Source organism: Mesorhizobium sp. P2_B5 (assembly GCF_056404775.1).
The window spans coordinates 21296-35668 of sequence record NZ_JBFUDJ010000013.1 but is presented as its reverse complement, the minus strand read 5'-3'; the positions used below and the strand labels follow the sequence as shown (position 1 = coordinate 35668).

Sequence of the window (14373 nt, the reverse complement as noted above, 5' to 3'; positions counted from 1 at the left end):
TATGTTAGTGGTTGCCCAGAGCTTTAACTTACAATTTAGCAACTGACGATCAAGAATTTCTTGGTTGGGGAAGACCGTCTGCCTTTGTCTCCATGGACGATATCTACATTTTGTCGAGTCGCTCAAAGATAAACAAGCGTTCAATCCCCGTAGTAAATCTAGCTGGCCACTAGCTGCAGCGCTATTGAGAGCGCGCTCGCGAGCGCCCTTACTACCGCCGAGATCGACGAAGCGTTGCTTCGAGCATGTCCAACTGGCTGGTGCGTTCCAATGGCTAAGCTCTCCGCCTGATGATCACTGACCCCTGGGTTCATTTTCGAAAGGATCAAGCAGGGATGCGTGACGCTTTCCGATGACGAGTTCGTCATCGACAGGCTGGTGAAGTATTTCGGCAACCGGAGGGTCCGATGGCATGTCGAATTCCGTGGGCATCGCGTCGAGTTGACGACAGGGCAGATCAAGAAGCAGCCTACCTTCCGTAGGAAAATCCTCGAACAGGCTGGTGTGCTGCCGCCCCAGCGTGCCGGGGCCGACTACCGGGGATGGGCACTCGATCTGAGCAGGAACGCCATCGAGCTTCCCTGGCGGGACAGGCCTGTTTATGCCGGTTTTTCCGTCGACAAGCTAGCCAGCCACGGCGTTGCGATAGCGGACCACGCTTCGTGACGTCCATAGGCCGCTGTTGAAATCGATAGAAAAAATCACCGCCAAGAAGGCGGCGTTTATCCAATGAAACACCACCGGGCCGGTTTGGTCGCCTGCCGCTGATACTTAGGACAAGGCGAGCGCGTTTGTTGCTTTGCCGGCATAGGCATTGGGTCGGGACCAAAGTCCGGCTTGTGACTGGGCTCAAGCAAGCGCAACATCGCTGAGAAGCCGACGGCTGAGGGCCTGGATCGCAACAGACAAGGCGGCCCAGGCTCTCGGCTTTTCGGAGGCGATGTTTGAGGGAGCAGCGCATTGTTCGTCGATTACTACGAACTCTTGGAGATCAGCCCTAACGCCAACTCGGAGACTCTTGAGCGAATATTTCGCTATTTTGCGATGCGCTATCATCCCGACAATCAGCAAACCGGAAATGAAGCCCGCTTCAGTGAAATAGTGGAAGCACACAACGTCCTGAAAGATCCGGTCAAGCGCGCCCAATACGACGTCTCCTATCGAGAGCATGCCGGTCTGCGCCTTCAATTGGCCGAGGAAGCAAGCGACCCCAAAGGCGTCGAGAAGGACGCTGTGGTCCAGAACAAACTGCTTTCTCTGCTCTATGTGAAGCGCCGCCAGGATGTCAGCAACCCCGGCATTGGCGACGTCGAAATCGAACGGCTATTGGGATGTCCGCGAGAGCATCTCGAGTTCCATCTCTGGTACATGAAGGCGAAGGGATGGATCGCAAGAATTGAGAACGGGACAATCGCGATCACGGTTGAAGGCGTCGACCGCGCCGATTCCGAACTGCGTCGCGATACCAGCATTCGGCTCCTGGGATCGTAGAACATTGAACCGTTGACCTGAAGCAATTCCAGGAAAAGTGTGAGCGGTTTTCCCGGGAAAAGCGCATAGCGCTTTCCCTTGGGAATTGCGTCAAAACAAGGAGATAGAGCGTTTCGCCGTTTTCGTTAAACGGTGAAACGCCCTAGGCTACTGGGAGGTCCAGCGGTCAAAACCCTAACGCCAGCGCGTTTTGCGGCGCTCAAGCGTCCGCGCAGACGCCGAGCTCGCAAAGCCTGGCGTTGGCCTCCTCGACGCTCATTTCCACCGGCGAGATCGCCCTGTATTCGACCGGCTTGTCCTGCCAGTCCTTCGAAGTGAACGTCCGCCCGGCGAGCTTGAAGATGGCTCGAACCGCTACGCCTGACACGTGCGGCATGTCCGTCGAGCAGATGGCGAACGCGGTGTAGGCTGGCGTCAGCCCGCTGCGGGCCGCATCGCGCTCGACATCGCTGCGGCAGCGCGTCACGCCGATCCCGGAAAAATCGCTACGGCGCAGGACAACCAAGCCCTTGCCGGGGAGGCGCGCATAAACGCCGGTCTGGTCGAATGCCTGGCTCAGATAATACGTGCCGGTATCCCCGTTGAAATCGGGAAAGGTGATCCAGGCGTGCAGATATTGCCAGAAATAGATCATGGCCACGGCCGCGACGGCCAGCATGGCGGCACCGGCGCGCTGCTGCCACCGTGTCGGCTTCCAGCCGAAAATCCAGCCGCGCTCCCTGACCACGCGCGGCGTCGCCAGCAGCGGCGCGGACGGGTTGCCGCTGAATAGGCGCCAGCGCGTCTCCATTTCCTGCCACAACTCATCGGCGGGTACGGTCAGCAGGTCGTGGTGGAAGGCGACTTGCACCATCTCGTCCCTGGGAACGAAGTGGACGTTCCATCCGGGACCCCGCCCCCACCACGATTTGACCGGATTGTTGGCGTCGAAAAATTTCCGCGACACAAGCGCGGCCGTCACGTCGCGGAAGATATGACCCTTCGCCCCCCTGATGTCGATCAGTTCGAGACGGTGGATCTCGCTCCACGGAATGTGGAGTTCCTTGTTCTTCGCGATACGGAACAGGATGCCGGCTGGAGACAGCTCGAGCATCGGCTTTGGCGGGCTGTTGCGACGATGAAAGGCGAAGCCGATGTAGGCGAGGCTGGCAAAGATGATCAACAATGCGACCACCCTCGCCCCGTTGTCGTCGCTGCTGTTGCCGCCGCGTGCGAGAAACAGGACCAGGATGGCAAGAGCCATGAAACCCAGCGCCCAGGGGATCTTATTGAACAGATATTTTTCGATGCCGAAGGCCCGCGTCGCGGTGGCGTCGACCTCTTTGCTGTTCGCGCTGGTGTCGTTCATGGGATCGCGATCAAGGCTGTTCGTGCCCGATTACAGCACCGGGCGAAACTCTGCGTCAATGAGGTGTGTCACAGAACGAGCAGCCGCAAACCGGCTGCTCGGGGCGAGATTCCCGGAGCGAAAAAGATTGATGACGGCTGGTTTGTGCTACTGGCTAAGCTTCGTCAAAGGTTCCTGAACAAGGCCGCGTCATGCCCACCGATAGCCAGTTCATTCTCGAAAGCATCCGCCAAGGCTGCGTGACGCTTTCCGATGACGAGTTCGTCATCGACAGGCTGGTGAAGTATGTCGGCAATGGCAGGATCCGCTGGCACGTCGAATTGCGTGGGCATCGCGTCGAACTGACCACAGGCCAGATCAAGAAGCAGCCGACCTTCCGCAGGAAAATCCTCGAACAGGCCGGTGTGCTGCCGCCGCAGCGTGGCGGCGCCGACTACAGGCGATGGGCACTTGATCTCCGGAGGAATGCCATCGAGCTTCCCTGGCGCGACAGGCCGGTCGATGCCGGTTTCGCCATCGACCGGCTCACCAGCCACGGCGATGGACGCTGGACGGTGGAATACCAGGGCAAGGCGATCAAGTTCACGACGACCAAATTGCGCAGGCAAGTCAGTTTCCGCAAACGCATGCTGGCCAAGGCCAAGGTGCTGCCGCCCGAGTTGACCCCACCCGCCTATCGCAAGTGGATGGACTGGCTCATCCGAAACGCCACAGAGGCGGCACCACAGGCCGGCGAAACCTCGATGACAGAGAAGAGCTGGCTTGACGACCTGCCGGAGCTGGCCGGCTGGGAAGATGAAGCGCCGCAAGGGACCGACTAGGGCAGCGGCAGTGTCCCTATAAAGATTTATCCGCATTTTAACTAATGTAGACGATCCTTACGGATTGTGTTCTCCCGGCTTTTGGACAGAGCAGAATGGTCGACCTTGTGGATGAGGATGAGGTTCCAGCACCCAGCCGATCCGGCCGCTGGCGCGCAATAGCCATGGCGACACTCCAAATCGTCCCGCCGGTCATTTCGGTGGGATGCGCCATCATGGCCGGCTATTTCACCTATATGACTTCGCACAACAAGCCACCCGCAGACATGGCGGCGCTGGCCGTGTCGATCATGAAATCCGGTGATGCCTCTCCCGAACTGCGCGATTGGGCAGCGGACGTTCTGGGGATACAGACCGATATCGGAATGCCTGTCAAAACTGCCCAGCAATAAGAGCCTAGCTTGATTTTCCTGCCGCAGGAATTTGGTCGCCGCCCAAGCCGGCGGCCGGCGCCGCTCATCCAAGAGATTGCCTGAGGAGGCGCCGGCCAGGCGGGCATTGGGTACCCGCCGACACTACATTAGCACTGGCGCATGGATCTGAAATGGCGCGAACGCGGAAGGCTGGCAGGCGCGGCATTACAGCAATTTTTCCCAAGACCAGGGATCCGCAACGCTGCGATGGTTGTGGCGCGCCCAGCGTTTGGAGCGGCTTGCCCTGGAGACAATCATGACGACGTTTCTCACCGCTCTCGGATCTGAAGGTCCTCCAGCCGACCGGGCTAAAGAGATGGAGCTCTATGGATGGTTGATTGGCAGCTGGGACATGGAGACGGTCCACCACCGCAACGACGGCACAGTTCAGAAAATGGACGGCGAATGTCACTTTGGCTGGGTGCTGGAAGGCCGCGCCATTCAGGACATCTGGATCAGGCCCAGGCGCCCTTCCCCGTCCACCATGTGTGGCACAACATTGCGCGTCTTCGACCCCGGGATCGGTGGCTGGCATATCATCTGGAGCGATCCGCTCAACCAGGACTATTCGCGCCAGATCGGGCGGGCCGAGGGCAAGGATATTGTCCAGATCGGCACTGACTCGCGCGGTCTGCAGGCCCGATGGCGGTTCACCGAGATCACCGCCGACAGCTTTCACTGGATCGGCGAGGAGAGACGCGCGGAGAGCGACCCCTGGCGCGTGACGTATGAACATTTTGCGCGGCGGACGGGTTCCTGAAGCACGCCTGCGCTTTTTGCTGCCAGCTTCCGGCATCAGCCGGGCATCTAGTGTCCCAGCACCTTGGCCTTGCAGGCTGGCTAAGGTCGGGCAGGTTCTAACATAGATTAGCGCGAGCTTAACCAACGCCAAGCCAGTATCTCAAAATCCGCAGAGACAAGCGCGCCAATAATCTCTTATGTATTGAGCGCGAATAGCGGGTAGACAAGCGAAGATTCCAATAGCATTGTTGGCACTGGGACGGGGCTCGACCGGCAAGCGCTAACGATGCTTGTCGGTGGTTGGCAACAGCTAAACCGTACAGCCGTAATTGCCACGGTTGTAAGACAAGGAGTCCCAACGATGCCGAACCCAAGCCAGGCCAGCGATCAATGGTGGGTCAACGACCAGACGCCGGATAATCCCTATGGCAAAAGCGAAGATTACGGCGCCTTCCTCGACTACCTTGGAGCGCTGGACCGGTCGCTGACGCCGGCGATCGCGGCGGGCACGCTACGGATCAATGTCTCTGACCTCAATGACCATCCCGAATACAAGGCCGCCGCGATCGGCGCCTTGCAGATGTGGGCCAGTGTCACGCCTCTGAAGTTCGAAATCGTCGACAACGCACCCTACAACAGCGCGACCGACTGGATGCAGGTTGTCAGCCCCGAACTGGGCGAGGAGGACGACGGCAGCGCCTATTCCAACGACCGCTATGTCAGCATAGGTCAGCGTTTCCACGACACCGAGCACAACAAGACGGATATTGGCGGCTATGTGTTCGATTCCTTCATCCATGAATTCGGTCATGAGTTCGGCCTGAACCATCCCGGCCTCTACAATTACAGCGGTCCCGGCGGCGTCCAGATCAACTATCTGAATAACGCGACCTGGACCTACGACCGTCAGCAATACAGCGTCATGTCCTATTTCGACGGGATCGATGTCGGTGAACCCACCCGCTGGTCGGCATCAACGCCGATGATGGCCGACATCGAGGCGGTCATCCGCCGCTTTTTCTCGACCGTCGACGAGAACGGGGTGCGCACTTATCAGCATATCGACCTCAACACGGGTGACAACGTCTACGGCTTCGGCAGTACTGTGGATGGCTACCGGCTGACCTCCTCGGGCATGCAGCACGATATCGGTTTTGTCATCCATGACACCGGCGGAACCGACACGATCGACTTCTCCGGTTCGACAGCAGGCACGATCCTTGACCTGCGCGCCGGTCAGTTCTCCAGCGTCAACGGCCACAGCAACAATGTTTCGATCTTCGCCGGGCACAACGCCGATGGCACCGACTATTACATCGAGAACGGCATCGGCAGCAGCTATGACGACGTCCTGATCGGCAATGACGGAAACAACGTGCTGGATGGCCGCGGCGGCGGCGACCGCATGGCTGGCAATGGCGGCGACGACATCTATTTCGTCGACTCCCTCGACGACATCGTGCGCGAGGAAGCCAATGGAGGGAATGACACTGTCGTTCTGCTGTCCCGGAACTTGAATATCCGGAAAATCGCCAACGTCGAACACATCATCTACGCCGACGAGTCGACACTCCAACCGGGAGATGGCGGCAGCGAGACGCCTCCCATCATCGGCGACAACACGATGACCAGCGTCATCTTCGGCGACAACGGGAATAATACGCTCGACGGCGGCGCCGGCAACGACACGATCTTCGGTCAGGGCGGCGATGACCTCATCATCGGCGGCCGCGACTCGCTCGCCAGCCGCGACATCAACAACACCATCGATGTCGCCGACCTTGAAGACCAGACCGAGAGCGACGACGGCAATGACACGCTCTATGGCGGCGGCGGTAACGATACGATCCTCGGCGGCCAGGGTAACGATATTCTCGACGGCGGCGCCGGCGACGATACGCTGAGCGGCCAGGACGGCGTCGACATATTCAGGGGCGGCGCGGGCGTCGACACGGTCGACTTCAGCAAGGAGAGCCCCTTCCAACTGCTCGTCAACCTCGCCACGAACGTGGCCAGCGGCGGAACCGCCTCGGGCGATACGTTCTACAGCATCGAGAACCTGATCGGGTCCGATGACCGCATCGACCGTTTCATCGGTACGTCGGCGGCAAATCATTTCTGGGGCCGGGGCGGCGGCGACTATTTCAACGGCGGTGGCGGCAACGACATACTGGATGGCGGCAATGACGGCGACATCCTGTACGGTGAAGCCGGCAACGACACGATCATCGGCGGCGCCGGCCAGGACTATCTGGATGGCGGCGCCGGTATCGATACGGTCGTCTACGAAGGCAGTTCCTCGGGTGTGACGATCGACCTCGCCAATGGCACGGCCAACGGCGGTGACGGCGATGGCCCGGTGCAGATCGTCGGGCGCGGCACCGTTATCCGGCACGACATCCTCGTCGGTTTCGAAAATGCCGTCGGTTCATTCTTCGACGACCATCTCATCGGCAATGCCCAGGCCAACAAACTTTCCGGCGGCGCGGGCAACGACACGCTGACCGGCGGTGGCGGCGCCGACACATTGAATGGCGGCGCCGGCAGCGACACGGCGGACTACGCCGACGCGACCGGCGGGCTCAGCCTCAAGCTGGGTGGCGGCAAATCCGGCGGCGACACCTATATCTCGATCGAAAATCTGGCCGGTTCGGGCTTCAACGATCAGCTGACGGGCGACGGCTCGGCCAATGTGCTGACCGGCCAGGGCGGCGCCGACAAGATCGACGGCGGCGGCGGCGATGACACCCTGCTCGGCGATTTCGCCTATCAGGGCGATGCTCCGCCACGCCCGGGCATGGGCACCGGCTACGCCACGCTCGGACCGGAGGCGACGAACAATTCGCTCTCGACCGCCTTCGACATCTCGAACAACTTCTCGCTGGCCGCCGACCCCGACATCTTCGATTCGACGACCACGCTTCACACCACCGTCAACGCCACCGGAAACGGCCTGGGCGGATATTATAGCCTCAACCTGGCGGCCGGCACGATCATCACCATCGACATCGATGGAATTGCCGACCCCAATGTCCATGACAGCATCGTCAGGCTGCTGGACAGCGATGGCAATGTCGTCGCCCAGAACGACGACGGCGGCGACGACCCCGGCTCCACAAACGGCCGGGATTCGAGCACGAGCTTCATCGTTCAGGAAACCGGAACCTACTATATTTTGGAAGGCGAATGGTCGGCATCGGCTCCCGGCGATGGCTGGGTGGAATCCGTGCCCGAGGGCTCGACATATAAACTGAACGTATCGGTCGAATTCCCGCCGGCGCCAGCTCAGCCGGGCGTTGCGGGCGCCGATACGCTCAACGGCGGCGGCGGCAACGATCTGCTGGATGGCGGGCTGGCTGCCGACACGCTGACCGGCGGCGCGGGCGAGGACTATTTCCGCTTCTCGACAGAACTCGGGAACGGCAATATTGACTGGATCAAGGACCTCAAGGTCGCCGACGACACGATCCTGCTGGACAACCTCATCTTTGCCAGCGTTGGCGGCGACGGCGCCCTCGCCCTGGGCTCATTCTACAAGAGCGCAGCGGGTGCTGCTCATGATGCCGACGACCGCATCATCTACGATACCGACAATGGAATATTGTCTTACGACGCCGATGGTTCTGGACAAGAAGCAGCCATTCAATTTGCGCACCTGAACACAAATCTGGATCTTTCGGCTGCAGACTTCATTGTCATCTAACGCGTTACCAGGAGGGGGGCTTTCAGGCTTCCCTCCTGAAGCGCGTCGCCGCAGCGAAAAGGGAGAGGACGCAATGACCGACCGCCGCACACTATTGATGGCCGCAGGAGTTGCGGCTGTCGCCGCGGCCACCGGGGCAGCGGCTGCGCAATCGACGGATATTCGCGGCTCAGTCACTTTCGTGGGCGGCAAGGTCATCCCGGAAGGTCATCTGGAGATCTATCTCGAAGACCCCGCCATTCAGGACAGTGCGCGACGTCGCGCCGCGAAAACCAGCCTCAAAAGCGAGGGCGGCTCAAAGACGATAGAATTTTCCTTGCCCCTGCCCGCAAGCTTGACTGCTTCACCAACGCTGCAGGTCGTTGCGCGCCTGGAGCGTGCGGACGGCTGGCTGGTGGCGCGGGGCAGCGCCCAGTTCGAGGCGGGCTTGCCCGTCCATGTCACGCTCAAGGCAGTTACGTATTGAGGGACGCGATGCCATATTCCGATTGCGAGCTTGCATGCAGCTGACGCCGTCGCCGCTGCTTACGCTGGTCGGAATTCTGGCGTCGTTTCGACGTGCTTTTTCGGGCATTGTCCTGATGAGCGGGGTGGTCAACGTGCTGACCCTGACCGGCTCGTTCTTCATGCTGCAAGTCTATGACCGGGTCGTTCCGGGTCGCAGCGTGCCGACGCTGGTCGGGTTGGCGGTGCTGGCGGGAACACTGTTCGTGTTTCAGGGGGTGCTGGAGCTGATCCGCTCTCGCCTCATGGTGCGGCTGGGACAGGGGTTGGACGCAAAGCTGAGTCCGTCGGTCTATTCGGCGCTGATGCGCCTGCCGCTGCGCGCCAAGCCTTCCGGTGACGGACTGCAGCCCTTGCGGGATCTGGATCAGGTTCGCGCCTTTATCGGCAGTCCCGGGCCGACCGCGCTGTTCGACCTGCCATGGATGCCGCTCTATATCGGCATCTGTTTCATTTTTCATTTCTGGATCGGCGTTACCGCGCTTGCCGGCGCCGTCGTCCTGTTTGCACTGACGCTTCTGGCCGAATTCCGGACCCGCGGCCCGACAAGGATCGCCGGACAGCACGCAGCCGTCCGCAGCACATTGGCCGAGGCGACAAGGCGCAATGCCGAGGCCATGCAGGCTATGGGTTTTGGCGGGCGTATCGCCGAGCGATGGCATGCCGTCAACGCCGAGTACCTGAACGCCCATGCGGCAGCCAGCGATGTTGCGGGAACGCTTGGCACGATTTCCAAGATCCTGCGATTGATGCTGCAATCCGCCATGCTGGCGATCGGCGCTTATCTGGTCATCCAGCAAGAGGCGACCGGCGGCATCATGATCGCAAGCTCGATCATGATGGGCAGAGCGCTGGCTCCGATCGAACTGGCGATAGCGCATTGGAAGGGCTTCATTGCGGCGCGGCAAAGCTGGGCGCGCCTGAAGCAGCTGTTGTCCGCGCTGCCGGAAGGCGCGACCGGCGTGACCCTGCCTGCGCCTGTCAGCGGGTTGGCGGTTGAGAATGTCAGCGTCGCGCCGCCGGGCGAACGGACGCCGGTGGTGTGGGACGCCAATTTTTCACTGGCCAAGGGATCGGGCCTGGGGGTTATCGGCCCGAGCGCTTCCGGTAAATCGTCGCTGGTGCGGGCGCTTGCGGGTGTCTGGCTACCGGCGCGGGGCGCCGTGCGGCTTGACGGCGCCACGCTTGACCAGTGGCCGACCGACGAGCTGGGCAAACATATCGGCTATCTGCCGCAGGATGTGCAGCTGTTTGATGGAACGATTGCGCAAAACATCTCCCGCTTCGACCCGGATGCGCCGTCCGACATGGTGCTTGCGGCAGCCAGGGCCGCCGGTGTGCATGATCTCGTCGTGCATCTGGCCGACGGTTACGACACACGGGTTGGCGAAGCAGGCGCCTCGTTGTCGGCGGGGCAACGGCAGCGTATCGCCCTTGCGCGCTCGCTCTATGGCGATCCGTTCATGGTCATCCTGGACGAGCCTAATTCCAATCTCGATGCAGACGGTGAAGTGGCCCTGTCCGCCGCCATCCAGGGCATCAGGGACCGCGGTGGCATCGTTATCGTCGTCGCGCACCGATCCACTGTCCTGGCCAATGTCGATACGGTGCTGGTGATGGCCAATGGCCATGTGCAGGCCTTCGGTCCGAAGGATGAGGTGCTGAACAAGGTTTTCCGAACGGCAGCACCGCTCAAGGTCGTTGCCGCCACGGAGAGAGGCGTCCCGGCATGAGCGAGGACAGAGCCGCTTTGCATCATAGGCAGGTCCACCGCTATCTCGTGGCTGGGGTTGCTACCTGTCTGCTGCTCGTCGGCGGTGTCGGCGGCCTGGCGGCAGTGACCAAAATGTCGGGTGCGGTGATCGCAGCCGGCCGGCTGGTGGTCGATTCCAATGTAAAGAAGGTTCAGCACCCGACCGGCGGCGTGGTCGGCGAGATCAGGGTGCGTGAAGGCGACCGGGTCAAAGCGGGCGATATTCTGGTGCGCCTGGATGAGACGACAACGCGCGCCAACCTGGCGATCGTCTCAAAAGGTCTGGATGAGTTTTATGCACGGTTGGCGCGCCTGGAGGCAGAGCGTGACGGCAAGGACACGATCAGCTTCCCGGAGGTTTTGACATCGCGGCGCGACGAGGCTGGTGTCGCCGCATCGATGGCCGGAGAACAATCGCTGTTCGATTTCCGGCGCCAGGCGCGATCTGGCCAGCGATCGCAATTGCGCGAACGGATCGCCCAGTTGACGCAGGAGACTGCCGGCCTGACCGAGCAGCTGCAGGCCAAACGCCGCGAGATCGAGCTGATCCAGATCGAGCTGGAAGGCGTGCGGTCCCTATGGCATCGCAAGCTGATAGGAATCGAGCGCATGACGTCGCTGGAACGGGACGCGGTGCGGCTCGAAGGCGAGCATGGGCAGCTGACCGCGGGAATAGCCCAGGTGAAAGGCAAGGCCTCCGAGATCGAACTGCAGATCATCCAGATCGACCAGGATCTTCGCAGCGAGGTCGCGACCGATTTACGCGAGACGCAAGGAAAGATCTCCGAGTTCGTCGAACGCAAGGTAGCGGCCGAGGACCAGCTGAAGCGCATCGATCTGCGCAGCCCGCAGGATGGCGTGGTGCTGCAGTTGGCCGTGCATACGATCGGCGGGGTCATCACCCCCGGCGAACAGGTGATGCAGATCGTACCGGTAACGGACGACCTGACCGTTGAAGCGCATATTGCACCGCAGGATATCGACCAGGTGACGATGGGCCAGAATGCGATTTTGCGCCTGTCGGCCTTCAATCGGCAAACCACGCCGGAACTGACCGGGACGCTGTCGCGGATTTCGGCGGATCTCACCACCGAGGAGCGCACCGGAGCAGCCTTCTATGTCGCGCGGGTGACGCTGCCGAAAACCGAGGTCGCCAAGCTGCGCGGGCTGGCGCTGGCGCCGGGCATGCCGGCCGAAGTGTTCTTCCCGACGGGCGACCGGACGATGCTTTCCTATCTGGTGAAGCCGCTGTCGGACCAGATCCAGAAAGCTTTCCGGGAAGAATGAAGCCGCACTTTTGAGAGCTGAAGCATCCGGACCGGCTGGCTGCCGATCCCGAAGGGGTAGCCCCTACTCCGCCGCCTCGTAGCCCGCGATGCCCTTGATCTCGAGGAAATCCTCCAGCCCGTATTCGGCATTGTAGCCGCCGGACGGCAGGCCAGCGTCCGGGGTGGGGTAGTTGATGTAGGCGTTGTCGGTGCGCATGCGGGCGGCGACTTCGCGGGCTTTCTGGATGTCCTTGGTCTGGATGTAGGAGGCCAGCCCATAGACGGTGTCGTTGGCGGTGCCGATCTGCCCGCAACGTCTCCGCGCTCAATCGGTACGGCCATGCATATTAGCATTCAACGATATATTAATAAGTATGATCGAGCCTTTGCGTATCGGGACCAATTCCCGATCGACGATCCGGCACTATTTGTGTGCCGCGACGCTCGACCGATGCGGAGTAAAACGCATGAGTGTCGAAACCGCACTGGCGCAGCTATTGCGCATGATCCACGGCCGCGCCCTCAATTTGGCGGCGTTGCCCGATGATGAGAGAGTTACGCACTACGACAGCATCCGCCGGTCATGTTGCGGAGCCGCCGAGCATGTCGGCCAGAGTCCCGACGATGCAGCCATCACGGCAAACAGCATGGTTGAGTTTACGCGCGCCATGGTTGGCATAATCGAGACAAACCGCGGCTATGACAAGCGGCGGTCCATCTCCGGGCAGCGACCCGGTTGACGAGACTAGCGAGGGCGCGGCCGAGGCCGCGCCCCTTCGATTGCATTGGAGCTAGCGAGGGCCTTGTCTCCCTGCCCTACTCCGCTGCCTCGTAGCCCGCGATGCCCTTGATCTCGAGGAAATCCTCGAGCCCATACTCGGCATATTCGCGGCCGTTGCCGGATTGCTTGTAGCCGCCGAAAGGCAGGCCGGCGTCCCACTGGGGATAGTTGATGTAGACATTGCCGGTGCGCATGCGGGCGGCGACTTCGCGGGCTTTCTGGATGTCCTTGGCCTGGATGTAGGAGGCGAGGCCATAGACGGTGTCGTTGGCGGTGCCGATGGCTTCCTCCACGGTGTCATAAGGCATGATCGCCAGCACCGGTCCAAAAATTTCTTCCCTGGCGATGCGCATGTCCGGCGTGACGCCGGCGAAGACAGTCGGCCTGACATAGTAGCCGCGGTTGAGTTCGGCCGGACGGCCGGGGCCTCCGGCAACCAGCGTCGCACCCTCGTCTATGCCGGCCTGGATCAGGTCCTGGATCTTGTCGAACTGGGTCTGGCTGACCACCGGCCCGAGCTTGGAGCCGGCCGCATCGGCAGGGCCGACGGTGAACTTTTCCGCCGCCGTCTTGGCATAGCCGGCAGCCTCGTCGTGGCGGTCGCGCGGCACGAACATGCGCGTCGGCGCGTTGCAGGACTGGCCTGAGTTGCTGAAGCAGCCGGCGACGCCCTTGGCGACGGCCTTTTCCAGGTCGACATCTGGAAACAGGATGTTGGCCGACTTGCCGCCGAGCTCCTGATGCACGCGCTTGACCGTGTCGGCGGCGGCCTTGGCGACCAGTATGCCGGCGCGGGTCGAACCGGTGAACGACATCATGTCGATGTCGGGGTGGCTGGACAGCGCCTGGCCGACGCCCGGGCCGTCGCCATTGACGAGGTTGAAGACGCCCTTCGGCACGCCGGCCTCGTCGATGATCTCGGCAAAGATGATGGCGTCGAGCGGCGCTATCTCAGACGGCTTCAGCACCATGGTGCAGCCGGCGGCGAGCGCGGGACCGACCTTGCAGGTGATCTGGTTCAGCGGCCAGTTCCATGGCGTGATCAGGCCGACGACGCCGATCGGCTCCTTGACGATCAGGGACGAGCCCTTGACGTGGCGGAATTCGAAAGACTTCAGCACTTCGGCCATCTTCTGCAGATGCGCCAGGCCGACGCCGACCTGGCTGTCGAGCGCCATCCGGCGCGGCGCGCCCATCTCGCGTGACACAGCCAGCGCCAGATCGCCGCTGCGCTTCTTGTAGATCTCGATGACGCGGTTGAGGATGTCGAGGCGCTCCTCGGCCGACGTGAAGCCGAAGGTCTCGAAGGCCCGTTTTGCCGCGGCCACCGCCTTGTCGACATCAGCCTTGGAGCCAAGCGAAATCTGCGCGAAGGCATCTTCGTTCGAGGGGTCGATGACGTCGAGTGTGTTGGGCACAACAGGATCGACCCAAACGCCATCGATATAGAACTGCAGATTGTGTGACATGGTTTCTCCTGAGCGGGATATCTGATGTGATTGGGGGGCGATCGCCGGATCGTCGTATCGCGTCAGAGATAACGATGCGGC

11 protein-coding genes and 2 pseudogenes are annotated in these 14373 nt (G+C 61.3%); 10 read left to right on the top strand and 3 right to left on the bottom strand.

The genetic code is table 11. From position 1 onward, the window contains the following. Window positions 1-339: 339 nt before the first annotated feature. Window positions 340-639: pseudogene (locus tag AC1D1N_RS28215) on the top strand (hypothetical protein); the annotation flags it as partial. 321 nt (window positions 640-960) lie between these two features. Continuing rightward, window positions 961-1491 carry a J domain-containing protein gene (locus AC1D1N_RS28210; protein ID WP_112563544.1) on the top strand — a complete coding sequence of 177 codons (531 nt, stop codon included), beginning with the start codon at window positions 961-963 and terminating at the stop codon, window positions 1489-1491. Window positions 1492-1690: 199 nt separating this feature from the next. On the opposite strand, the gene AC1D1N_RS28205 is transcribed toward AC1D1N_RS28210, so the two are convergent. Further along, window positions 1691-2839, bottom strand: a complete 1149-nt coding sequence (locus AC1D1N_RS28205) for a hypothetical protein (RefSeq protein WP_477352467.1) — start codon at window positions 2837-2839, stop codon at window positions 1691-1693. A 191-nt stretch (window positions 2840-3030) separates the two neighbouring features. On the opposite strand from AC1D1N_RS28205, the gene AC1D1N_RS28200 reads away from it, so the two are divergent. The 7 genes from AC1D1N_RS28200 to AC1D1N_RS28170 all read left to right on the top strand — a co-directional run bounded on the left by AC1D1N_RS28200 (window position 3031) and on the right by AC1D1N_RS28170 (window position 12061). Then, window positions 3031-3660 (top strand): hypothetical protein, encoded by a 630-nt coding sequence (locus AC1D1N_RS28200; protein ID WP_477352465.1) that lies wholly within the window; start codon window positions 3031-3033, stop codon window positions 3658-3660. Between the two features lie 95 nt (window positions 3661-3755). Continuing rightward, window positions 3756-4052 carry a hypothetical protein gene (locus tag AC1D1N_RS28195; RefSeq protein ID WP_477352463.1) on the top strand — a complete coding sequence of 99 codons (297 nt, stop codon included), beginning with the start codon at window positions 3756-3758 and terminating at the stop codon, window positions 4050-4052. A 277-nt stretch (window positions 4053-4329) separates the two neighbouring features. Then, complete coding sequence (locus AC1D1N_RS28190; protein ID WP_477352461.1) at window positions 4330-4833, top strand: hypothetical protein; 504 nt, start codon at window positions 4330-4332, stop codon at window positions 4831-4833. Window positions 4834-5175: 342 nt separating this feature from the next. Further along, the gene (locus AC1D1N_RS28185) at window positions 5176-8517 is read left to right on the top strand and encodes a M10 family metallopeptidase C-terminal domain-containing protein (RefSeq protein WP_477352459.1); all 3342 of its coding nucleotides are present in this window, start codon (window positions 5176-5178) and stop codon (window positions 8515-8517) included. 73 nt (window positions 8518-8590) lie between these two features. Continuing rightward, the gene (locus AC1D1N_RS28180) at window positions 8591-8983 is read left to right on the top strand and encodes a hypothetical protein (RefSeq protein ID WP_477352457.1); all 393 of its coding nucleotides are present in this window, start codon (window positions 8591-8593) and stop codon (window positions 8981-8983) included. A gap of 34 nt (window positions 8984-9017) precedes the next feature. After that, window positions 9018-10754, top strand: coding sequence for a type I secretion system permease/ATPase (locus AC1D1N_RS28175; RefSeq protein ID WP_477352455.1), 1737 nt, complete (start codon window positions 9018-9020; stop codon window positions 10752-10754). Next, on the top strand, window positions 10751-12061 hold the full coding sequence (locus AC1D1N_RS28170; protein WP_477352453.1) for an HlyD family type I secretion periplasmic adaptor subunit: 1311 nt from the start codon (window positions 10751-10753) through the stop codon (window positions 12059-12061). The genes AC1D1N_RS28175 and AC1D1N_RS28170 overlap by 4 nt, the downstream gene beginning before the upstream one ends. Window positions 12062-12124: 63 nt before the next feature. Here AC1D1N_RS28170 and AC1D1N_RS28165 read toward each other — a convergent pair. Next, window positions 12125-12346, bottom strand: a pseudogene (locus tag AC1D1N_RS28165) (aldehyde dehydrogenase family protein); the annotation flags it as partial. A gap of 163 nt (window positions 12347-12509) precedes the next feature. On the opposite strand from AC1D1N_RS28165, the gene AC1D1N_RS28160 reads away from it, so the two are divergent. Then, window positions 12510-12782 carry a hypothetical protein gene (locus tag AC1D1N_RS28160; RefSeq protein WP_477352451.1) on the top strand — a complete coding sequence of 91 codons (273 nt, stop codon included), beginning with the start codon at window positions 12510-12512 and terminating at the stop codon, window positions 12780-12782. Between the two features lie 76 nt (window positions 12783-12858). Here AC1D1N_RS28160 and AC1D1N_RS28155 read toward each other — a convergent pair whose 3' ends face one another. Beyond that, window positions 12859-14292 (bottom strand): aldehyde dehydrogenase family protein, encoded by a 1434-nt coding sequence (locus AC1D1N_RS28155; protein WP_477352449.1) that lies wholly within the window; start codon window positions 14290-14292, stop codon window positions 12859-12861. Window positions 14293-14373 lie beyond the last annotated feature (81 nt).